The following is a 21,910-nucleotide window of genomic DNA, read 5'->3' as shown; positions in this document are numbered from 1 at the left end:
CTTATTTCACGCCTGAATGCAGCATCGTTTGGATCATTTTCCGTTGAAACAACAGGAAGAGGATCAGGTTCGGCACAAACATGAGCAGACCTACAGCTGCGGATATACTAACAGCTGCAACACCCGGGACGTTCGAAGTAAAGGCTGTCACATAATAGGCCATCGTCTTCATTGTCTCGTTCGTGATGTAATTCATTGAAGTTTCGGTGTCCAAGAAGACGGCTTGAAACGTAATAATACATACCGTTGCTACTGCAGGAGCCGTAAGAGGAATAATAATTCGTGTGAACACCGTCATATCCGTTGCCCCGTCCAGCTTGGCTGATTCCACTAAGGCATCCGGAATCTGATCAATGAACTGCTTCATGAGAAACACGGCTACAGGAGCGGCGATGAAAGGCAAAATGTGCGCAAAATAAGTGTCAGTGAGCTTCAAGCCGCTCATCATAAGGTAGCGCGGAATCATGACTGTTTCTGGTACAAACATGAGTGAAATCATAATAAGTGCCATGATTAGTCTTTTAAAATGAAACCGATGCTTCGACAGCACATAGCCGGCCATCGTGCTGACCAACACAACCGCTACGAGCGTAATACCGGAAATGAGTAGGCTATTGAACAAATACCGGGAAAACGGAACGACTCCTGCTGCGGTATGCAGCAGCAATTGTTCGAAATTACGCATCGTCGGATGCTGTACGAAAATCGTCGGCGGGAACAAGAACAGTTCATTTAATGGCTTAAACGCATTGTTGAACAAGAAAATGATCGGCAGCAGCATGAATACAGCGATGCAGCTTAAGAAGACGATAAGAACTACACGGGATAAGGTCATTTGCTTGCGAATCTTGCGTATCACCTATTCGTCCTCCTTCGTTCTGAATAAGGCATAGCTAAGCTTCATCAATCCATAGCTCAGAATCAGCAGAACAACAGATAAAGCTGAGGCATAACCCCACTCAAATCGTAGAAATGCATAATCATCAATGTGATTCGTGATCAAATGGCCTCCATATTGCGGTGTAATCGTTTGTCCTGTCAGCTGCGTGGATATAGCGCCTGCCTTCAACGTACCAACGATCGCCATCACAGCGCTGAACAGCATCTGAGGTTTCATCGATGGAATCGTAATATAATAAACCTCCTGCAGACTGCTCTTAATGCCATCAATTCTGCCCGCTTCATACAGCTCGGTATTGACGGTTTGCAAGCCTCCTAGCATGGCCAAGAAGCCTACTCCCATACTGGTCCACAGCGAGACGATGATCATGACCCACATTAAATACTTAGGATCCTGCAGCCAAAGATGCGGCGTATCAATAAACCCGATTTTCATTAGAAAATTGTTCAGATACCCAACCTGATCACCACTGAAGGTGGCAATCCATATGACCGATAGAGCAACACCCCCGACCATGGATGGAGCATACAGAGCAAGTGTAAACACATCGCGTATTCGGCTTGGCAGCTGATGGATCAACCACGCAAATAGGAAGGAAAGAATATAGCCGCCAGGCCCGACGATCACCGCGAACTTTAACGTATTGGGCAGCGTGTATTTCATGAATGTCGTATCTTGTGTCAGAAGGTTTATAAAATTGTTGAAGCCGATAAATCGCGGAAATTCAATGCCGTTAAAGCTCGTGAAGCTGAGAAATGCCGCAATGAATACCGGAATCAGGATAAAGCACAGGAAACAAAGCATGAAGGGCATGAGAAACAAATACGACATGCGGCTCTGCCAGCATTCTTTCGCAAACTGTCTGATGCGTTGGTTATATCGCGGTGATGTTGGCTTCACTCTATCCATTTCGGATACACCATCTTGAGGCAATGGTGCTAATGGTGCTGTATTCATGGCCTACTCTCCCTTCTATACGGCTGATCGTATGGGGTAATGGACAGATCATCTTTATGTGTCGTGCCGAATTCAAGCTGTTTACGAGTCATCTCTCTATCTAAGGATTTCTGCGCTTTTTCCAATGCTTCTTTAGGAGGCTTGCCGTTCAGTACAACCTCGTTCCACGCAAAGTCCATTTCACGCGGTAATAAATAATATCCTGGTACAAACGGCATGTTCTTGGCCCATGCCAGCTGCTCATTCAACATCGACAGGTCTTCTTCCGGCCAAGTCACCGATTGCATCGCAGCAAGATTAGCCGTTTGCCACCGATATTCGATACCGGCGAACGATTCGATGTCACTCGCATAGCGGCTTTGCGTCTCATCCGATGTCCACCACGCCAGGAACTTCCACGCCTCTTCTTGTTTATCGCTTTGCTTCATCATGAATGCCGAGGTCGTTCCGAGCGAAGTCCAGCGTGAGATCGTGCCGTCTGGCTGCTTTGCTCCCGGGATCGGCAGCATCTTCCAGTGTCCCGCAAGCTCGGGCGCCGCCACAGTCAACTGAATATAGGTACTGATATCATCGACTCCAATGGGTATGTCTCCAGAGCGAAAGTGATTAAAGAACACCGGCACATCTCTTGGCAGGTTGTACTTCGTATACCAATCCGTCCATTGCTTAAATGCGGCTAAACTGGCGGATGACGCAAGATCGGGCTTTAAACCATCTGAAGTATACAACTCTACTCCTTGCTGATTAAATGCTGTGATAAAATCAGGCTTTTGCGGCATAAACGGCCTGTTAATAAGCGGCAGCTTCGGATACATAAACGTCATCCCGTGCTCCTGCAGGGTCGGCAATAGGGTCAGTACATCATCCCACGTATCCGGCGGCAGAAGTCCAAGCTCCTCAAAAAGATCCGTCCGATAAAACATCATGTTCATATTCTGCGTTTCGGGCAATCCATAAGTTCCCCCATCAAATGTGTAGGAGCGCATAACACCAGGGTTAAACCTGGACTTCACATCTTCAAAGCCGGGAAATTGGGACAGATCCTGCGCTGCTCCGCGCATAGCAAAATCTATCGGTGTCTCCATCCCTACGCCAAGCGCAATATCTGGTTGTGTACCTGCCGCACTGCTCATCAAAAGCACCTTCTGGTCAGGCATCAGATTAAGGTTCACTTTGATTCCAGTCTTAGGTGTAAAGTCCTGCTCGATCATGAATTGGAGCAAATCGTAGTAGTCGCGACCCCGCTGTACCCATATCGTTAGTGCTTTGTCGTCTTGAGGTTCGTTGGTGTCGTAACGTTGCACGAATGTGCGGAAGAAGTTCGTCATCGTATACGCGGTCTTATCCCATGCATTCGGTAGTCGCAATCCCGGGGCTGCCTTAGGGCTGCGGACGACTAGATAATCTAATTGAATCTTTTGTCTCTCGATCGGTTTGATCCAAGTATTGATACTAGATTTCATGTCCGAAAAAACGGTTATGTTATTCGGTATATCGTTCACATCATCGATCAATTCTTCAAGCTGGTTCATGGATGCACTAAGCGCTGTTGTCGAATCCGTTAACGCTTGATTCAAAAAATTCATATAATCGCGAACGGTCCGCATGTCCGAGAGCAGCGACTGCAGCTTGGATTTCATCTCCGGGTCATATCGGTCCATCTCCCAGACCCGGCTCTCATCCATGTTCTGCGCAGAACCGAAGCCGTAATTACCTGACACCGTTCGAATATCCCATTCTATGTCTGTCATTCTTTCATTCAATGCATATAAGGCTAGAATTGCAGGACGAATGAGCGAGGTATCTGCCGTCATGCTTAGTCTGTGGGTCCCTTCTGTTAAATAAAATTGATAAGCATTCCCGACCGCATCAGACAGCGGTTTGATCTTCAACTCGGTATTCGGTTCGAACTTATAATGCAGCATCTCTTGAAAAGGTACTTTGCCATCTATTTTTATCGTACGATAAACACTGGAATGTCCATTGTAGCCTTGAAAATATTTCGTATCGATGGCATAGCGTCCCGCTTGCGGAACGGTTATCTCCCATTCGAGTGTATCGCCCGCGTCTTTCCATGTATCTCCGCCAATCGCGTTATAGACTAATCGTCCTTTCGGGTCCGGTTGAACGAACGGCTCGGAAACGCTAAGGGTTCGAATGCTGACAGATGATTTCTGTTTGAACTGCTCCGCCTCTATAATTTGAAACCAATCTTCCTGCGCTCCGCTAGCATCGTTCTGAGCTGCATATTCGGTATAACTCGGTATGAGTTGTGGCGCTGACAATGTCAGTGAATAGATCGATACAGGTTCCTTGACACCGACCATGCGGATCGTGTGAGTCCCCTTCTTGAGAGCCCATCGCAATGGTTCCGCCGAAACTGAATAATCTGAGACTCGAGTTGAGCTCCATGCCAACACCTCTGCTTGAACAGGGCGAATTTCATTGCCAATTGCGTTGCGTTCGTACGGATATTGACTGTCATGCCACGTTCGATCTAGTTTAATTCGCTCCGCCTCAGTAAATGGATATTTCCCATCGATCTGAATTCCGCGAATGATTGGCGAGAAGCTTCCCTTTATCGGCAAGTAATCGATGGTCAGATCATACAAGCCGTCCTCAGGAGCATTGAATTGCCACTCCAGCCAACCACTCTGGTCGTTCCAATCAACCACGATTGCATTTTTATCCGGATCATGGCGAGCTTTGATATTGGATTGTTCCGCTGAAGCTGAAAAATCCTTTGCCAGCAAGACCGTTTCGGCTTGGTGTTCTGGTATCGGCTTGAACTTGTGATATTCATCGCTGGTCTGCCATTGAATATAGGACATTTGCTTGCTCTCTGAAGTGCTTAATATGTTATTAAGCGCTTCCATCTTGATTGCCGGAAATACCTCGGTTTTCTCTGACAATGATCGCCATACAAAAAAGAGAACAATACAACTTAGAAATATTCCTAATGTGTTAAGCCATCTGCTTCTTCTTAATTTCGTCATCAACGATCCCCCCGAACTGCCAAGGATACCCCGCTTTCACAATCGAACAGATGGGCCTTATCCATGTGGATCACCAGCTTTACGGTCTCGCCTATTTGAATCGGGGTATGAGGTTCCGCACGGGATATGACAGTATCTTTACCAATCGTTGCAAATAGGAACGTATTGGAACCCATCGGCTCAATCATATCGATGATTGCTGATGCTTGCCATTCCGGGTAGGCTTCAAGAGCCCAGCCTTCGCAAGCGACGTATTCCGGCCGGATCCCCAGAATCACCTCTCGTATTTTTCTGTTGGCTGCCTTGATGTGCGGTATGTAGGAGTCATGTATTTTCAACTTCAATCTTTTATTTTCGAAGAAATATTCGCCGTCGTGGGTTGCAATCGTTCCTTGAAGAAAGTTCATCTGAGGGGTGCCGATAAATCCAGCTACAAAGAGGTTGTCTGGGGAGTCATACAATCGCTGTGGTGGGGCTACTTGCTCAATGTTTCCGTCCTTCATAACGACAATTCTCGTACCCATTGTCATCGCTTCTGTCTGATCATGCGTCACATACACCATCGTGGTGTTCAACTGTTTATGCAGCTTGCTGATTTCCATTCGCGTCTGCGTTCTAAGCTTGGCATCCAAATTCGAGAGCGGCTCATCCATCAAAAATACTTTCGGTTCTCTGACAAGCGCCCGTCCTAGTGCCACCCTCTGCTTCTGTCCGCCAGACAATTGATTCGGCTTTTTGGTTAAATATGCCGATATTTCAAGCATCCTTGCTGCCCGATTCACTCGTAGTTCAATATCATGCTTTGCAACCTTATGCAGCTGCAATCCCAAAGCCATATTTTCGTAGACGGTCAGGTTCGGATATAACGCATAATTCTGAAATACCATGGCAATATCGCGATCTTTAGGAGATACATAATTCATGAATTTTCCATCTATATAAATGTCTCCTTTCGATACGTCCTCCAAGCCTGCCAACATTCGCAGCGTCGTTGACTTACCGCATCCGGAAGGCCCAACCATAACGAGAAATTCCCCATCTTCAATGGTCAAGTGAAAATCATGAACAGAAGGATTACTTTCACCTTTATAGTATTTATATACGTGGTTGAACTCTACGCTCCCCATAAATCGATACCCCCATGAACTGAGAAATATTAACAAATCCCATATTTAGGAACATCATAGCAAATAAAATGACTATCGTAAATATAAAATCATTTCATGTACATGAATTTAACATTATTTTTTTAGCATACGTGAAAAAAGTTTGTTGACATGAAAAACTATCATGATAAAATCGTCTCAAGAACTTCTTCCATGTTATCCCACCTGATGAATAATATAGTTGCCGCATCCAAGACAGCAAATAACGCAGAAGGAGGAGGATTAGAGCTCTTAGGACTTAGCATTCGTCCATGATGTTTAGGCATCCCAGAGGGAAACAGAATCCAGTGCTTTGCATGTACTTGAATCTATTTCATATCTTAGGGGGAATTCGAATGAAGTCACGTCATATCAAGCTGCGGAGTTCATTACTGGTCATACTTACTTTTTTTCTCGTCTTAACAGCATGTTCCGGCGGAGGCAATTCCGCAACGGATACACCAAAAGATCCACCTGCTCAAACGGGTGAAAAGCAGTCAGACCCTGCTCCTACCTCTACGCCTGAACCCGAGAAGAAAGATCCCGTGACCTTGAAGCTGCACACTTGGTTTGTAGGTCCTAACCAAGCATTGTTTGACAAATTCCACGAGATGTATCCATGGATCACCATTGAGCCGATTACAAAGATTAACGGAGGAATCATTAAAAACATTGTCGCTGGTGAAGAATCTGATCTCGTATTCCTGGACAACGGCTTAGTTGAATGGATGAGCGGCGACCTATTGGAAGACTTGAAGCCTTATGTAGAGAAGGATGAACGAATTAAGAACGCAGCTACGGTTCCAGGATTTTTGGAAGCGTTTCAAACAGGCGGCAAGCAATATACAATCCCATACTCCGATATCCCGATGTGGGTCGTTGTTAACAAAGATTTGCTAATGAAATCCGGTCAGGAAATGCCTTCGAACGATTGGACTTACGATCAATTCCTCGAAATGGCTAAGAAAGCAACGAACCCAAGCGCCAACGAATGGGGCGGAATCGGCTTAAGTGGCGACTTATCTCAAATTATGCCGATAGCAAATGGCAACGCTGCCAACTATCGTCTCATGAATGAGGATATGACGCAAAGTGTAGCAAATTCGCCTGGTGTACTAGCCGATTTGAAGTGGGTTCAAGAGTTAACAACCAAATGGCATATCCAGCCTACACAAGAAGAAGCCAAATCATTAGGCTTTGATCAGGATGGAGCGTTCTATAAGGGCAATTTCTTATTTATGATCGGAGCAGACTGGTACTTGCCAGGCTTGAAAGAGAACGCTAAATTCGAGTGGGATGTTCTCCCAATGCCGAAAGGAAAGGTTACGCAAGCTACTGTTCATCAAGCTGGAGCGATTGCCATTCCGAAAGGATCCAAGCATAAAGAAGAGGCCTTTATGTATATCAGTTTCTTGTTCAGTGAAGAAGCGCAGAAGACCATGATCGAGAATGGTTCCGGCGCATTTGTAAGAACTCCGGCATTAGACAGCTATTATGATCAAGTCGAGATGTGGAAAGGTAAAAACGTTGAAGCCATCAAGATGAACGGGAATATGCCTGTATTCTCAAGAGACCCTGCGATTACGGAGTTCAGTTACTTAATGGATGGTGTTCTCGGAAGAATTCAAACCAAACTAGCAAAAGGCGGAGACTTTAACGAGATTATCCCATTCGTTGAAAAATATAATACAAATGCAGCTGCAGCCCGCAAAGCTCTAGGGTGGTAAGTTCCTACGTCAAATAGAAGCATCAAGAGAGTTTGAGGCTGTTGAGCATATATCAACGGCCTCCTCTTCTCTTTTATAGCTCGTCGCTATTATCGATTTATCATTGGAGAGGAACATGCGTAGTGAACGAAAATATACCGAAATACGGAACAGATGCGCCCCCTTTTTCAAACACTTCACAATCCGAAACATTGCTATTTGTATCAGGTCAAGCCGGTTTGGATCCTGAAACGGGTGAAATTTTGTCTGATGATCTTGAAGGCCAAACCATTGCGACGATACGTAACATCGAACGAATCCTAACGCAATCAGGCTTGAATTTGGAAAATATCGTTAAAGTCAATGTCTTCTTAACCGACCGCAATCATTATGAGCCATTTAATCAAATCTACGCTAGACTGCTCCCCCAGCCATTTCCTGCGCGTACTCTCATATATTGTGAATTGAATTTTAACCTACTCGTTGAGATTGATGTAATTGCCATGCTCAAAAAGGACAATTAACCGCGACGAAAAATATGGTTTATGGGAGGGACTAGATGATGCGAAAGCGCCTTTTCGTGGCTGCTATCACGGTCTGTTTGCTGCTAATGGTATGGACGGGATTACCGCATAAGGTTCAAGCATCTAGTGAAAATGGGTCGAGAAGCGAACTTTCCACGCAAGTCAACAAACTCAATTCGTTGATCACAACGACAAGCCGTGTGCCATTGAAGCAATTTCTAGAAAGCGTGCGCGATCAAGCGAATGCCGTGTTGGAAACTTCGGAGATATCCTATGCGCAGGGCCTAACAACGGATAAAGCATTGAAATACGCTTTAAAGCTGGTGAAGGATACGAATCCCAGCGGTTCTACTGAACTCTGGGCTAACTCCCCCTTTATCGTGTATTCGGTAAAGGCGCTTAGTCCGGAAATGCGGCTCCCTGATAACCTCCCTGCGGACGGTAAAGTAAGCGACCAGCTTAAGATTGTCTCCGCGCAAGGTGAATTCGAAGCCGCTTCGTTCGTGCTCGCTCCATTAAGCGATGTAAGCTCTGTTACCTTTAAAGTTTATGACCTTCAAGGGAGCAGCGGCAGCACAATCCCAGCAAGCGCTATAGACATGCACGTAGTGAAGACATGGTATCAAGGCGGAACCGCTTGGCAGAGTTATTTCTTTGATGATTCCAAGGACGTCCTTGTGCCCGAACTTCTACTGCACGATGAGAATCTGATCAATCTGGACGATGGGCAAAAGAAAAATTTCCTACGTGTCGATTATCCGACAGGGTCTCAATATGTAAATATATCTGGGAGCCCTCCTCAATTTTTCAATCGATGGACACAACCGGTTGAGGATAGCCCGGTATTGCTGCCGATCGCTCTGAAGCAAGGCCAGTCAAAACAGATGTGGGTTACGACGAAAGTGCCTAGCGGTACGCCTGAAGGAGTATACACAGGAAGGATTGGTATAACGGCAAACGGAGCCCCTGCTGGGCAATTGACGCTCAAGATCAACGTGCTGCCATTTGAGCTGCCGGATCCGAAAACCAATTATGACCTGAACAAGGATTTCTACGTCATGATGATGCATGGCTCCACGATGAAGAATGAATTAAAAGGAAATGGAGGAAATACACAGCTTGCAGAGCAGACGCTGCTGAACCACTATCGCAACTTGGTGGAGCATAATGTTGTGAACCTGCCGCCACATTCACCATATGACGTTGATCGACCACAGAACTTCCTTCGTCAAATAGAACTGATGAAGCAAGCCGGTGTTCACTTGAATCCGTTCTTTGGCGCAGGTCCTGCGTTCACGTCGAATGAATACTATAGCATATGGAACAGTTATTTAATTGCGAAGAACGCCTATGAAGCGAATCCGACGGATGCGAATAGAGCTGCGATGGAGAGCAAGTACAACGCATATTTGGCAACGCTTGAACCTGCGAAGGATTACATACGACAGACGTTTGATGCCGTCTCCGCTGCAGTCGGCCATACAAACATCTACTTTGACGGGTGGGATGAAGCAGAATGGAATCGATTGCTGTGGCAGCAGCCTCTCTGGAATTACATCAAGGAGGATGTGGGTGCGAAAGTGTTCGCGACAGGGAATGCAACCCACCTGGAGTTGCCGACAACGGAGGAATTCATAGACTGGGCTGGAGAGCCGACTCGTGAGAAGGCGAATGCTTGGCATGCCCTGGGCAGCGATAAACTAATAACGAACTACGCTCATCCGCATTCAGGACCGGAGAACCCAGATATGATGCGTCAGCGTCACGGCATGTGGCTGTATAAAGCGAATTACGATGCAACCTACAACTATATCTGGTATTTCGAGAGCGATATCGTCAGCGCATGGAGTGAGTACATTGATGCTACGTTCCGCGGATTCAACTTCGTGTACCCGACGAAAACGGATGTAATCGATACGCTGGCATGGGAAGGCTTCCGCGAAGGCATCGACGATATCCGTTATGCAACCAAACTCAAGCTGGTCGCACAAGATGCGCTTGCTTCAGGCGATGCAGCTCGCATCGCAGCAGCATCTAAGGCCTTGACTTGGCTGGAAAAGACCGATGAACGTTCGACCAACTCGGATCTCATTCGGTCCGAAATGATCCAGCACATCATGAAGATGCTCAACCTAGCCCATGCGGAATAAGGAGGAGATATCCTTGGCGAATAGAACGTTACGATGCTTGCTGATGCTGATGCTCATGTTATTACCCATTTTCTCATGCTTGCCAAATGTGGCTGCGGCGCAGGATGTAAATAGGCTAGCATACCACGTGAAATATACGACTGGACATTTGGCTACACCATCGGACTGGTATAACAGCAGTTTCTTCAACAATCCAGATTATAAAGAAAATCGGTTTGTCCAATATTGGGTGGAAAATCCGATACCGCCCGGCGGTACTCGCGATACCGGATTCTATATCGTGTACAATGAGGATGGAATTTATATTTTTTTCCAATCTAACGAGCCTGAAAGGGAAACAAACGGCGTATTGAAGAACAGTTCCATTGAATTCTTCTTGCAGACTGGGCTAGACGGTGTTCCCTACCATCAGATGATTGTGCCTACGAATGATAGCCCCATCGAGTATTACGAATGGCAGACGGAGAATCGCAATAATCGTCCGCTTAATGGCAACGTCACCGTAACGAATGAAGAAATCCCAACCGGATGGGGGACTGTCGTTATGATTCCATGGGAGACCTACTATGATGATGTACCGCTGAACGGCGAAGACTGGATGTTCAGCATGATTCGTTGGGCCCCCTCCGGCTTCTCTCCCACTTGGGGAGGACATGTGCACCAAGTCGGAAGATTCAACACACTCGACTTCCAAGCACCGACTGAAGAACAGCGAATAGCTATCCAGAAAAATATCATTCGTAAAGCTTGGAACAAATTTAACGAGACAGCTTCTCAGCTGGACACAACCTGGCTTAATGGCGATTCTGATGATGATAACTTCTATCATCGTTACCTTCAACCATTAATTGCTCAGGGTCGAGCGAACGGCAGCAATATCCCGAATTTAGACCATATGAATGCAGCAGAAATTGATGTGTTATATCAGCATGTAAATAGTTGGTTTGAACTGCGTTATGATGCTGAGGATCTGAGAGAATCGTATATCCAAGGCTTGCTGTTCCGTGAGAATGAGCCACCAACAGTAACCAATGCAACATATACCACTTTGGTGAATACACCGGTCAGCGGCATCGTTGTGGGAACAGATCCGGATGGAGATCCATTAACCTATTCTTTAGGCGCCGCTCCTGCTCACGGTGCGGTTAACGTGAGCGCCGATGGCAATTGGACGTATACACCGAATCAAAACTATACGGGCAGAGATCAATTCCAGGTTATCGTCACCGATCTAGCTGGAGATACGGCGACCTCGACGATCGATTTGACGATCACGTCAGGCCCCATGACGACGGTTGCCCTGGACCCGCCATCGCCAAATGGAAGCAATGGATGGTATACTTCGGACGTCACTGTAACAATGGCAACCTACAGCGATTCGATTGGCGTGAACAGAACAGAATATCGCATCAATAACGGTGATTGGTTGGTATACAGTGCTCCGTTCACCATTGCTGAGGAAGGTGTCCATGTTGTGGAATACCGTGGTATAGATAACGCTGGTAATGTTGAGAAACCGCAATCAATCCAGCTCAAAATCGATAAAACCCCTCCAACGATAGCATTAACCTTAGACAAAACAGTTTTGTCGCCACCAAATCATAAAATGGTGCCTATCGAGGTGACTATAACGAATAGTGATCAATTTTCAGGGATCTCCTCTTTCGAGCTGACCTCGATCACGAGCAATGAGGACGATAATAACTTGGGTGATGGAAACACGAGCAACGATATTCAAGATGCTGCGTACGGAACGCCTGACACTTCGTTTAAGCTGCGCGCAGAACGATCAGGTCGCGGAACTGGCCGTGTATATACAGTAACGTATACGGTATTTGATCATGCGGGACTGAGCTCATCGGTCAGCGCAACGGTAACGGTACCAAAAGGCAACTAAATTCTTGAAGAACGAATAACAGCAGAAAAATCGTGATATGTGCCTACGAATGTCGCAGAATCGACTGATAAATCGTCAATTCTGCGACATTCTTTTTTTTCGAAGCTGCAATAAAAAAACACCTTCCAGACTAGAAGCTGAAAGGTGTATCATCGAATAATATTTGATTTTCGCGTTAAGCCTGTTCATTTAATATGTCTTGTAGCCATTTCTTTTCTTTCTTATTTAACTCCACATGCTCAAGCAGATCAGGCCGCCGCTCTAACGTCCGGCGCAACGATTGCTGCTTACGCCACGCTTCCACATTCGCATGATGACCGGATAACAAAATATCCGGTACCTTCATACCGCGAAAATCGGCAGGCCGCGTATAATGCGGATATTCCAGAAGCCCTGTGCTGAAGGAATCTGTAACGGCTGACGTCTCATTTCCTAGGACGCCTGGGAGCAGCCGCGCCACGCTATCGATAATCGTCATCGCCGGCAGCTCACCGCCGGTTAAGACATAATCACCTACAGACAGCTCGTCAGTCACCAGATATTCACGTATCCGCTCGTCATAGCCTTCGTAATGTCCGCAAATAAAGATGAGATGCTCTTCCTTGGCAAGCTCTTCGGCCTTTGCCTGTGTATAGCGTTCCCCTTGCGGGCACATTAGAATGACACGCGGTTTCGGGGCATCTTCTTCGATCAAGGACTCTACTGCCGAGAAAATCGGCTCAGCCTTGAGAACCATCCCGCCACCGCCACCGTAAGGGTAGTCATCGACCGTATTATGTTTATTGTTGGCGTGCTCGCGGAAGTTGTGTGCGCGAAGCTTCACGATTCCTTTCTCCTGGGCTTTTCCTAAAATACTGCTATTGAAAACCCCTTCGAACATCTCCGGGAATAAGGTAAGGACATCCATTCGCATACTATATTAACCCTTCCATCACGTGAACCTTAATGATCTTCTCCTGAACATTGATATCCAGAATGACATCGTCAATAACCGGCAGCAGAACATCATCGCCTTTTTTGCGCTTCACAACCCACACATCATTCGCACCAGGACTCAGAATTTCATGAATCACGCCAAGTTCTTCACCTTCGTCTGTCATGACCTGACATCCGATGATATCGCTGTAATAGTATTCATCTTCATCCAGTGCTCTACGCTCGGAATCTGCAATTTTCAGCAGCCATCCTTTGTACTTCTCGACATCGTTGATATTGCCGTATCCCGCGAATTTCAATACATATACATTCTTCTGCAACCTGGAGCTTTCTACAACGACTGGGATTAGTTGCAGCGTCTCTGGGTGCTGGAAGAACAGCTTGCTTTTCGGTTGAAAACGCTCATCGGGAAAGTCGGTCTGTGGCACGATTTTAAGTTCGCCACGAATCCCATGTGTATTGACAATTTTACCTACAGTATATAATTGTTCCGACATAAGAACCTCCTAGAATATATCTTGATCTATGTAAAAGGCTGCTCTTATCATGTGCAACCTCATCGTTCGGTATGAAAAAGAGGCTGGGATATTCATCCCAACCCCTTCTCTGATCACTTAAGATACGATGTCAACGGTTACCCGTTTACTGACTTTCACTGCTGCAGATGTTACAACCGTACGAAGCGCTTTGGCGATCCGTCCTTGTTTACCAATGACCTTCCCAACATCGTCAGGATTAACGGTTAATTCATAGACAATGACATGCTCTTTCTCCACAACTTCAACGTGAACATCCTCCGGATGGTCGACTAAAGCCTTAGCAATAACTTTTACTAAATCTTCCATACGATTCCCTCCGAATCAACAGCTTATTTCGATTGCTTAAGCTCATGGAACTTAGTCATTACGCCCGCCTTGCTAAGCAAGTTGCGAACAGTATCGGAAGCTTGAGCGCCTGTTTGAAGCCATTTTAGTGCTTTTTCTTCATCGATGTTCACAACTGCTGGTTGAGCAACTGGGTTGTAGAAACCGATTTCCTCGATAAAACGACCATCACGAGGAGAACGAGAGTCAGAAACAACAACACGATAAGAAGGAGCTTTATGAGCACCCATGCGTTTTAGACGAATACGAACTGCCACGAAATTCACCTCCCTCAATTAATTAACAAGTCTATATTGAACCATTAACGAAATGGTCTCATACCGCCTTTTCCGGCTTGCTTCTTTAAGTTCTTCATCATTTTGGCGCCTTTACCGCCGCCGCCCATCATATCGGAGAACTGCTTCATCATACGACGCATATCATCGAATTGCTTAATCAATCGGTTGACATCGGTTAATGTCGACCCACTGCCTGCTGCAATCCGCTTACGACGGCTATGATTGATCAAATCCGGCTCATTCCGCTCTCTCGCGGTCATCGAATGCACAATCGCTTCGATACGGCCCATTTGCTTCTCGTCGACTTTGATGTCTTTCATTTGTTTCACTTTGCCCATACCTGGAATCATATCAAGAATCTGATCCAGAGGACCCATCTTCTTCACTTGCTGCATTTGCTCCAAGAAATCGTCGAACGTAAAGGATGCATCGCGCATTTTCCGTTCCATTTCTTTCGCTTTCTCTGCATCAATGTTGGATTGAGCTTTCTCGATCAGGGATAACATATCCCCCATGCCGAGAATACGGGAAGCCATACGTTCCGGATGGAATGGCTCGAGTGCATCAATCTTCTCACCTAGTGCCGCAAACTTGATCGGGCAGCCTGTTACAGCCTTAACCGAAATCGCCGCACCACCGCGAGTATCGCCATCAAGCTTCGTCAGAACGACACCTGTAAGTTCAAGTTGCTTATTAAAGCTATCTGCGACGTTAACCGCATCTTGACCTGTCATCGCATCGACGACGAGCAAGACTTCGTCCGGCTTCACTGTGGCATGAATTTGCTTCAACTCTTCCATCAGCTGCTCATCGATATGCAAGCGACCCGCCGTATCGATAATCAGATAATCATGTCCATTGTCCTTCGCATGTTGGAGAGCTTGACGCGCAATCTCAACCGGGCTTGTCTGATCTCCAAGCGTGAAGACAGGAACCTTAATCTGTTCGCCGAGCACCTGCAACTGCTTGATCGCTGCGGGACGATAAATATCGCCTGCCACCAATAGCGGCTTGTGGTTCTGCTTCAGGAGCAACTTCGCCAACTTACCGCTGGTCGTCGTCTTACCGGCCCCTTGCAGACCCGCCATCATAATGACGGTCGGCGGTTTGTTCGACTTCGCGAGCTTCGCATTCGTTCCGCCCATAAGATCCGTTAACTCTTTGTTAACGATGTCGATAATGACCATGCCTGGCGTGAAGCTCTTCTCTACTTCTTGACCTAGGGCACGCTCTTTGACTTTCGCGATAAAGTCCTTCACGACCTTAAAGTTCACGTCCGCTTCCAGAAGTGCGAGTCGAACTTCGCGCATCGCTTCGTTCACATCTTCTTCGCTTACTTTCCCTTTGCCTCGCAGCTTACTAAACACGCTGGAAAGCCGATTCGTTAATCCTTCAAATGCCAATCTCCGTCACCTCCGTCCTTGATTTATCATGCGTCCATGTTCTGTAAATTCTCAAGTGTTAGTCTCGCCTGTTCTTGATGTTCCTGAGGTATATATTTAAGTACTTCGCTTAATTGTTCCATATAAGTATGACGCATTTCGTATTTGCGCACAAGTCCAAGCTTCACTTCGTAATTCTCGAGAACTTGTTCCGCCCGTTTGATGTGCTCATATACAGCCTGCCGGCTTATACTAAATTCCGCAGCGATCTCTCCAAGTGAGAAATCATCATGAAAATAACATTTCAGGAATGTCTGCTGTTTCTCCGTTAGCAGCGGCTCATAAAAGGCAAACAGTAGATTCACCCGATTCGTCTTGTCGAGCATATTCTCCTCTTTCACGCCTTCAGCCACTCCCTCCGTCAAGGAAAAGTCCTTTACAGCAAGTCAACATGACTTATCTTACCCAAAATAAAAGAAGATGTCAAGGCATAAACCTTAACATCTTCAGAAAATTATCTAATCGGCAAAACATAGAGCAAAATCGCGAAGAAATGCGCCGCAGATCCTGCGAGTACGAACAGATGCCAGATCGCATGGTGATACGGAAAGCCGCGCCATACATAGAAGATCGTTCCTAGCGTATATAAGATCCCACCTACGATAAGAAGGACAATCCCTCCGGTAGGCAGTGTCTCGACCAAAGGATTCCAAGCGAGAACAATTAACCAGCCCATCGCGATATAGAACAACGTAGAAAGGAACAGGAATTTCTTTGTAAAGAAGGCCTTAAATACTACACCTGAAATCGCAATGCCCCATATAATCCCGAACAACGTCCAGCCTAAGCTTCCTCGTACAATGACGAACAAAAACGGTGTATAGGTTCCTGCAATGAACAAGTAAATCGAGGCATGATCGAAAATCTCGAACAGATCCTTGACCTTACCCTCCGGAAAACTATGCACGAGTGTCGACGAAGCATAGAGCAGCATCATCGTGATGCCGTAGATCGTAAAGCTCACGACATGCCACGCGGTACCAAAGAGGCTTGAGAAAGCGATTAATAGCGCTAAAGCCGCAATACTTAGAAATGCTCCGATCCCGTGCGTAATGGCATTCGCTACTTCTTCCCGTCTGGAATACGTGTAAGTATCTGCCATACTGCACTTCCTTTCTAAAGTGGATGTTCAAAAATTAGCCTTATGATCACGAAGTATAATCGAGATGTATAATCGGCATCGAATCTTGCATTCAACCTCGAAGTCCGGTGCTCATTTAGGTTTTGCCTAAACTCCGCTCCTCCTTCTTCAGTTTCATACAACCTTCTTGGTGCTGATAAGGCAACTTTTTGAACTTCGATGAGATAATTATGGTTCAATATACGCCAAATGGGCGAGTAGTGACAGTGAGATACTTAACCCTGCTGCTCTTCTTCCGCACCTTCGGCTGCTTCCGCCTCTTGTATAAGACCAGCGAACAGCGCATGGACGAATTGCTCTGAGTCGAATTCTTGCAGATCGTCCATCTTCTCTCCGAGACCAATATATTTCACAGGCAGATTCAGTTCTTGACGGATCGCAATCACGATCCCACCTTTGGCTGTTCCATCGAGCTTCGTCAGAACAAGACCTGTCACGCCGCTCTTCTCACCGAACAGCTTCGCTTGGCTAAGCGCATTCTGACCTGTTGTCGCATCGAGTACCATCAAAACTTCGTGCGGCGCACCAGGAATTTCACGCTGAATAACACGATAAATTTTATTCAATTCATCCATGAGGTTGGATTTGTTCTGCAGACGACCCGCCGTATCACAGAGCAATACGTCAACATTACGCTGTTTCGCGGCTTGAACCGCATCGAACATGACCGCCGCAGGGTCAGCACCGGATTGCTGCTTGATCACATCCACGCCCACGCGCTGCCCCCATACCTCAAGCTGTTCAATCGCACCCGCACGGAATGTATCGCCTGCTGCGAGAAGTACTTTCTTGCCTTGCTGCTTGAAGCGATGCGCGAGCTTACCGATTGTCGTCGTTTTCCCTACACCATTAACACCCACGAACAGAATAACAGTAATCCCGTCCGGATTCATCTTGATACTAACATTCTCATCGCTGCGTAGAAGCCCAATCAGCTTCTCCGAGAGAACAGGCTGCAATTCCGCAGCATCTTCAATTTTACGTTGACGCACTTCGCGACGCAGGTCATCAATCAATTTCATAACCGTATTCACGCCTACATCCGCACCAATAAGAATTTCTTCTAGCTCTTCATAGAATTCTTCGTCGATTTTCTTACGACGTGTAATGAGGTCCTGTACTTTCTCCACAAGCGCTGTACGCGTCTTGCTTAAGCCGTCCTTGAACACATTGGTAACCGCTTCGGTTTTCTTAGAAATGCTCTCTTTTAACTTTTTAAAAAAGCTCATGGTACCCCTCCATACGAATTAACAAGTTGCTAATTAGGCGGTTAGATTCAACTAAGCGATGACCGCATCGTCATCTTCCAATTTAACCGATACAAGCTTCGATACGCCGCCTTCTTCCATTGTAACACCATATAATACATCCGCCTCTTCCATCGTTCCTTTTCGATGGGTTACAACAATAAATTGTGTCTGTTCTGAGAACTCACGTAAATATTGTGCAAAACGCGTTACATTCGCTTCGTCGAGTGCCGCTTCAACCTCATCGAGCACGCAGAATGGAACAGGTTTGACCTGCAAGATCGCGAACAATAAGGCCATTGCCGTTAATGCCCGCTCACCACCTGATAGCAGCTGCAAGTTCTGAAGCTTCTTCCCAGGAGGCTGTGCTATGATATCGATCCCTGTGTCCAAGATGCGGTCTGGATCGATCAAGACAAGATCTGCACGACCGCCGCCGAATAACTTCGAGAACACGATAACGAATTCCTTGCGAATCGCATCGAAGGTTGCTCGGAACCGTCTGCCCATTTCATCATCCATCTCACGGATAACCTCGTAGAGTGTTGTCTTCGCTTCGATCAAGTCATCCTTCTGCTCATTCAAGAACGTAAACCGCTCATTCACACGCTCGAATTCCTCGATCGCACCGAGATTGACGTCTCCCAGCGCCGAAATCTGACGTTTCAGATCGCGTACCTCTTGCTGTGTTCCGAGCACGTCCTCAGGTACCGGATACCGATGTTTCGCCAGCTCGAAGCTAAGTTCATATTCCTCACTTAACTTCTTAAGAATATTATCGAGCTCCACATCCAGACGATTCACTTGAATCTCCGTATGACGCAGTTGCTCTTCTACGTTTCGAAGGGCTGTACGCTGCTCCTTGGTCTCACTCTCTTCAAGCTCTAGCTTCCGAACCCATTCTGCGCGATCTGCGCGTTTGAAGTCAATCTGCTCAGCAGTCTTTTCCTTCTGGATCTTGTAGTGGTTCAAATCTTCAACTTGCTTCACGCGTTCACGATCATAGACTTCATAATCCTTCTGGATCTGCTCGAGAGATTTCTTCGCCCCTGCCAGATCACGAACATACGTCGCTTTCTCTTCACGAACACGTCTTAACTGCTCTTGCAAGGAGAATTTCTCCTGATCCCACTTCCCGGCTTGAACCTTTAGATCTGTTAGCTGGGATTGCAATTCTTCCTTCGCCGATTCGTTCATCTTCCGCATCGACTCTGCTGCTTGAATCTCCTGTTGGATGCGCGCTTCATCGACTTGATAAGCTTCGAGCTTACGAACAGCAACCTCGCGCCCGCTCACAAATTCATTCGATTCCTTCGCATAGCCGTCGCCTTCTTGCGTAATCAGCGAAAGCTGCTCATTCACATGACGTGATTCATGTTCAAGCTGCTTCTGTTCGGCCTGAAGACGCTGCTCTTCCATTCTCTTGCTGTCGCGCTGTTCACGCAGTTTCTCCAGTCTCTGCTGCAAAGCATTGCTCTCTTGTTTCATATCCTTGACGCCCGCCTGCAACTTCGTAAGCTGTGCTTCGGTCTGCTTAATATCTGCTTCTAATTGTTCAATCTGACGATTTCGACTCAAGAGGCTTGTATTCTTCTTGTGCACACTACCCCCGGTCATGGAACCGCCGGCATTCACAACATCCCCTTCTAGGGTAACGACGCGGAATCGATATTGGCATTTCGCCGCAATCTTATTCGCCTGTTCGAGGGTCTCTGAGATCACGACGTTCCCAAGAAGACTCCCGATCATATCGCTATATTTGCGGTCGAACTGTACCAGATCGACCCCAATGCCGACGAAGCCCTCGGCACTACTAAGCAGCTTGCGATCATTGTCCGATAATGTGCGCGGCCGAATGACATTGATCGGCAAGAACGTAGCCCGTCCCAATTGACGGCGTTTCAAAAAGCTAATTGCTTCCCGAGCCAACGCTTCATTCTCCATGACGATGTGCTGCATCGATGCCCCAAGTGCGGTCTCCATGGCAGTCTCCACCTTCTCAGGGACGGTGATTAGCTCTGCAATAGCGCCATGAACCCCATGCAAAGATCCATTTCGGGAAGCCTTCAGCACTTCTCTTACCCCGATCATGAACCCGTCATAATCGTCCTGAAGCTCCTTCATCGTGTCACGGCGCGATACAAGGGCATCCAGCTTCTGCTCCCATCGGCGAGCCGTCGACTGCGCCTCATCCAATAAATGCTGTACCTCACGCAGACGATCGCTCTCTGCAATGAATTGATTACGTAGTGATTCAACGAGCTCAGCCGTCTCAACTAGCTTCTGTTCAATGGCGCGCATAGATTCATCGTACTGTGTCTTCTGCTCTTTCAGCTTCGCTTCCTCATCACCCATACGTTCCATACGACGTCCAAGTGTCTCACTCTGCTGATCGATGTAGCGAATTTCGTTCCGAAGCTGGGCCATCTGATTCATCACATCGAGGAGTTGACCTTTTAGGCTCTCCTCGGTATCAATGCTCGCCCCGCCCGTAACGCCAATGAGACGCGATTCTTCCTCTGTGAGTCTTGCTTTAAGATCTGCCTGCTGTGCTTCGATTTCATCGAGCTTCACTTTACAGGTATTCTCCTCAATCTCCTTCTCCTGCATCCGACGCTCATGCATTTCCAGTGACTGGGTCAGCTGCCCTTCATTGTGTTTCAAGTTTTTGTGGCGCTCTTTCAAGACCTCGCCATAGCCTTCGCATTTCTCGAACTCTTCACTATATGAGAGGAGCGCCTGTTGAAGACCTTCAAGTTCTTCCTCTAGCTTGCGCATTTCAACACGGTGCTTCTCCAGTCCTGCATCATGCTGACTCACGACCGTCGAGAGCTCTAGCTGTTCCTGCTGCAGCTTCGTCATCTTCGCATTCGCTTCCTGCCAAGATTGATGAATCTGTTCAATTTGATAGACATACATCGAAATTTCTTTGGACTTCAATTGACTCCGAAGTTCCTTGTATTGAATCGCCTTCGTCGATTGTTCCCGTAAAGGTTCAATCTGATCCTCAAGTTCGCTCACTAAGTCATGAATACGCAGCAAGTTCTGCTCCGTCTCATCAAGTTTGCGCTGGGCTTCACGTTTGCGCGATTTATACTTCACAATTCCTGACGCTTCCTCAAAAATCCCGCGGCGATCCTCTGACCGCGTACTTAATATCTCCTCAATACGTCCTTGTCCAATAATCGAGTATGCTTCCTTCCCGATCCCTGTATCCATGAACAGCTCCGTAATATCTTTCAATCTACATGCTTGCTTATTGATCAAATATTCGCTCTCGCCGCTGCGATGAACGCGACGGGTAACCGTCACCTCATTAAAATCGAGCGGCAGCGCTTGATCTGTATTGTCGAGCGTCAAAGATACTTCCCCGTAGTTCACGGCCTTCCGCGCATCACTGCCTGCGAAAATAATATCTTCCATCTTCCCACCGCGGAGGCTCTTCGCGCTCTGTTCGCCCAGCACCCACCGGATCCCGTCTGAAATGTTACTCTTACCGCTCCCATTTGGCCCGACGACCGCTGTAATCCCTTGGACGAACTCGAGTTCAGTTTTGTCTGCGAAAGATTTAAACCCTTGCAGTTCAATCCGTTTCAAGAACATCGTTCATCATTCACCTCATTTGAAAAGGTTGTACACTTGTTTGTTCACAAAGAAGAGCAAAAGGAGCGAACGTGGACCCGTAAAAGGCTTACGCCTCGCTGCT

17 protein-coding genes are annotated in these 21,910 nt (G+C 46.9%); 4 read left to right on the top strand and 13 right to left on the bottom strand.

Translation table 11 applies throughout. From position 1 onward, the window contains the following. Nucleotide 1: 1 nt before the first annotated feature. From C558_RS0118560 to C558_RS0118545, 4 genes are read right to left on the bottom strand one after another with little or no spacing between them, the layout of a single operon-like run. The gene (locus tag C558_RS0118560; protein ID WP_018757789.1) at nucleotides 2-859 is read right to left on the bottom strand and encodes a carbohydrate ABC transporter permease; all 858 of its coding nucleotides are present in this window, start codon (nucleotides 857-859) and stop codon (nucleotides 2-4) included. After that, nucleotides 860-1,858, bottom strand: a complete 999-nt coding sequence (locus C558_RS0118555) for a carbohydrate ABC transporter permease (RefSeq protein ID WP_018757788.1) — start codon at nucleotides 1,856-1,858, stop codon at nucleotides 860-862. It abuts the gene before it with no gap. Then, nucleotides 1,855-4,854, bottom strand: a complete 3,000-nt coding sequence (locus tag C558_RS0118550) for an extracellular solute-binding protein (RefSeq protein WP_018757787.1) — start codon at nucleotides 4,852-4,854, stop codon at nucleotides 1,855-1,857. Before C558_RS0118550 ends, C558_RS0118555 begins: the two co-directional genes overlap by 4 nt. Beyond that, nucleotides 4,854-5,981, bottom strand: a complete 1,128-nt coding sequence (locus C558_RS0118545) for an ABC transporter ATP-binding protein (RefSeq protein WP_018757786.1) — start codon at nucleotides 5,979-5,981, stop codon at nucleotides 4,854-4,856. The genes C558_RS0118550 and C558_RS0118545 overlap by 1 nt, the downstream gene beginning before the upstream one ends. Before the next feature lie 374 nt (nucleotides 5,982-6,355). Here C558_RS0118545 and C558_RS0118540 point away from each other — a divergent pair, with 374 nt between their 5' ends. From C558_RS0118540 to C558_RS0118525, 4 genes are all read left to right on the top strand, one after another. Beyond that, nucleotides 6,356-7,726: an extracellular solute-binding protein gene (locus tag C558_RS0118540; RefSeq protein ID WP_018757785.1), complete on the top strand. Its 1,371-nt coding sequence runs from the start codon at nucleotides 6,356-6,358 to the stop codon at nucleotides 7,724-7,726. A 122-nt stretch (nucleotides 7,727-7,848) separates the two neighbouring features. Then, nucleotides 7,849-8,229, top strand: coding sequence for a RidA family protein (locus C558_RS0118535; protein WP_018757784.1), 381 nt, complete (start codon nucleotides 7,849-7,851; stop codon nucleotides 8,227-8,229). Between the two features lie 35 nt (nucleotides 8,230-8,264). Continuing rightward, a complete protein-coding gene (locus C558_RS0118530) occupies nucleotides 8,265-10,379 on the top strand; it encodes a hypothetical protein (protein WP_018757783.1) in 2,115 nt (704 codons plus the stop codon). Between the two features lie 13 nt (nucleotides 10,380-10,392). Further along, the gene (locus C558_RS0118525) at nucleotides 10,393-12,276 is read left to right on the top strand and encodes an Ig-like domain-containing protein (protein ID WP_018757782.1); all 1,884 of its coding nucleotides are present in this window, start codon (nucleotides 10,393-10,395) and stop codon (nucleotides 12,274-12,276) included. Nucleotides 12,277-12,451: 175 nt separating this feature from the next. On the opposite strand, the gene trmD is transcribed toward C558_RS0118525, so the two are convergent. The 9 genes from trmD to smc all read right to left on the bottom strand — a co-directional run bounded on the left by trmD (nucleotide 12,452) and on the right by smc (nucleotide 21,807). Continuing rightward, nucleotides 12,452-13,189, bottom strand: coding sequence for a tRNA (guanosine(37)-N1)-methyltransferase TrmD (gene trmD / locus C558_RS0118520; protein ID WP_018757781.1), 738 nt, complete (start codon nucleotides 13,187-13,189; stop codon nucleotides 12,452-12,454). A 1-nt stretch (nucleotide 13,190) separates the two neighbouring features. Beyond that, complete coding sequence (gene rimM / locus C558_RS0118515; RefSeq protein ID WP_018757780.1) at nucleotides 13,191-13,709, bottom strand: ribosome maturation factor RimM; 519 nt, start codon at nucleotides 13,707-13,709, stop codon at nucleotides 13,191-13,193. 117 nt (nucleotides 13,710-13,826) lie between these two features. After that, nucleotides 13,827-14,057 carry a KH domain-containing protein gene (locus C558_RS0118510; protein ID WP_018757779.1) on the bottom strand — a complete coding sequence of 77 codons (231 nt, stop codon included), beginning with the start codon at nucleotides 14,055-14,057 and terminating at the stop codon, nucleotides 13,827-13,829. Nucleotides 14,058-14,080: 23 nt separating this feature from the next. Further along, nucleotides 14,081-14,353: a 30S ribosomal protein S16 gene (gene rpsP / locus C558_RS0118505; RefSeq protein WP_018757778.1), complete on the bottom strand. Its 273-nt coding sequence runs from the start codon at nucleotides 14,351-14,353 to the stop codon at nucleotides 14,081-14,083. A gap of 44 nt (nucleotides 14,354-14,397) precedes the next feature. Continuing rightward, nucleotides 14,398-15,777 carry a signal recognition particle protein gene (gene ffh, locus C558_RS0118500; RefSeq protein ID WP_018757777.1) on the bottom strand — a complete coding sequence of 460 codons (1,380 nt, stop codon included), beginning with the start codon at nucleotides 15,775-15,777 and terminating at the stop codon, nucleotides 14,398-14,400. A 26-nt stretch (nucleotides 15,778-15,803) separates the two neighbouring features. Then, nucleotides 15,804-16,157, bottom strand: a complete 354-nt coding sequence (gene ylxM / locus C558_RS0118495; protein WP_026263997.1) for a YlxM family DNA-binding protein — start codon at nucleotides 16,155-16,157, stop codon at nucleotides 15,804-15,806. A gap of 113 nt (nucleotides 16,158-16,270) precedes the next feature. Beyond that, entirely contained in the window at nucleotides 16,271-16,918 is a 648-nt protein-coding gene (gene trhA / locus C558_RS0118490) for a PAQR family membrane homeostasis protein TrhA (RefSeq protein ID WP_018757775.1), read from the bottom strand. A gap of 254 nt (nucleotides 16,919-17,172) precedes the next feature. Continuing rightward, a complete protein-coding gene (gene ftsY, locus C558_RS0118485) occupies nucleotides 17,173-18,186 on the bottom strand; it encodes a signal recognition particle-docking protein FtsY (RefSeq protein ID WP_018757774.1) in 1,014 nt (337 codons plus the stop codon). Nucleotides 18,187-18,237: 51 nt separating this feature from the next. After that, nucleotides 18,238-21,807: a chromosome segregation protein SMC gene (gene smc / locus C558_RS0118480; protein ID WP_018757773.1), complete on the bottom strand. Its 3,570-nt coding sequence runs from the start codon at nucleotides 21,805-21,807 to the stop codon at nucleotides 18,238-18,240. Nucleotides 21,808-21,910 lie beyond the last annotated feature (103 nt).

The organism is Paenibacillus terrigena DSM 21567, from assembly GCF_000374845.1.
GTDB classification, from domain to species: Bacteria; Bacillota; Bacilli; order Paenibacillales; family Paenibacillaceae; genus Paenibacillus_K; species Paenibacillus_K terrigena.
This window is presented reverse-complemented; position numbering and strand designations above follow the sequence as displayed.

What these genes read in the sequence shown, in the direction of transcription:
- C558_RS0118555 (WP_018757788.1), bottom strand. Translation starts at nt 1,858, where the DNA reads ATGAATACAGCACCATTAGCACCATTGCCTCAAGATGGTGTATCCGAA.
- C558_RS0118550 (WP_018757787.1), bottom strand. Translation starts at nt 4,854, where the DNA reads ATGACGAAATTAAGAAGAAGCAGATGGCTTAACACATTAGGAATATTT.
- C558_RS0118545 (WP_018757786.1), bottom strand. Translation starts at nt 5,981, where the DNA reads ATGGGGAGCGTAGAGTTCAACCACGTATATAAATACTATAAAGGTGAA.
- C558_RS0118540 (WP_018757785.1), top strand. Translation starts at nt 6,356, where the DNA reads ATGAAGTCACGTCATATCAAGCTGCGGAGTTCATTACTGGTCATACTT.
- C558_RS0118530 (WP_018757783.1), top strand. Translation starts at nt 8,265, where the DNA reads ATGATGCGAAAGCGCCTTTTCGTGGCTGCTATCACGGTCTGTTTGCTG.
- trmD (WP_018757781.1), bottom strand. Translation starts at nt 13,189, where the DNA reads ATGCGAATGGATGTCCTTACCTTATTCCCGGAGATGTTCGAAGGGGTT.
- rimM (WP_018757780.1), bottom strand. Translation starts at nt 13,709, where the DNA reads ATGTCGGAACAATTATATACTGTAGGTAAAATTGTCAATACACATGGG.
- C558_RS0118510 (WP_018757779.1), bottom strand. Translation starts at nt 14,057, where the DNA reads ATGGAAGATTTAGTAAAAGTTATTGCTAAGGCTTTAGTCGACCATCCG.
- trhA (WP_018757775.1), bottom strand. Translation starts at nt 16,918, where the DNA reads ATGGCAGATACTTACACGTATTCCAGACGGGAAGAAGTAGCGAATGCC.
- ftsY (WP_018757774.1), bottom strand. Translation starts at nt 18,186, where the DNA reads ATGAGCTTTTTTAAAAAGTTAAAAGAGAGCATTTCTAAGAAAACCGAA.
- smc (WP_018757773.1), bottom strand. Translation starts at nt 21,807, where the DNA reads ATGTTCTTGAAACGGATTGAACTGCAAGGGTTTAAATCTTTCGCAGAC.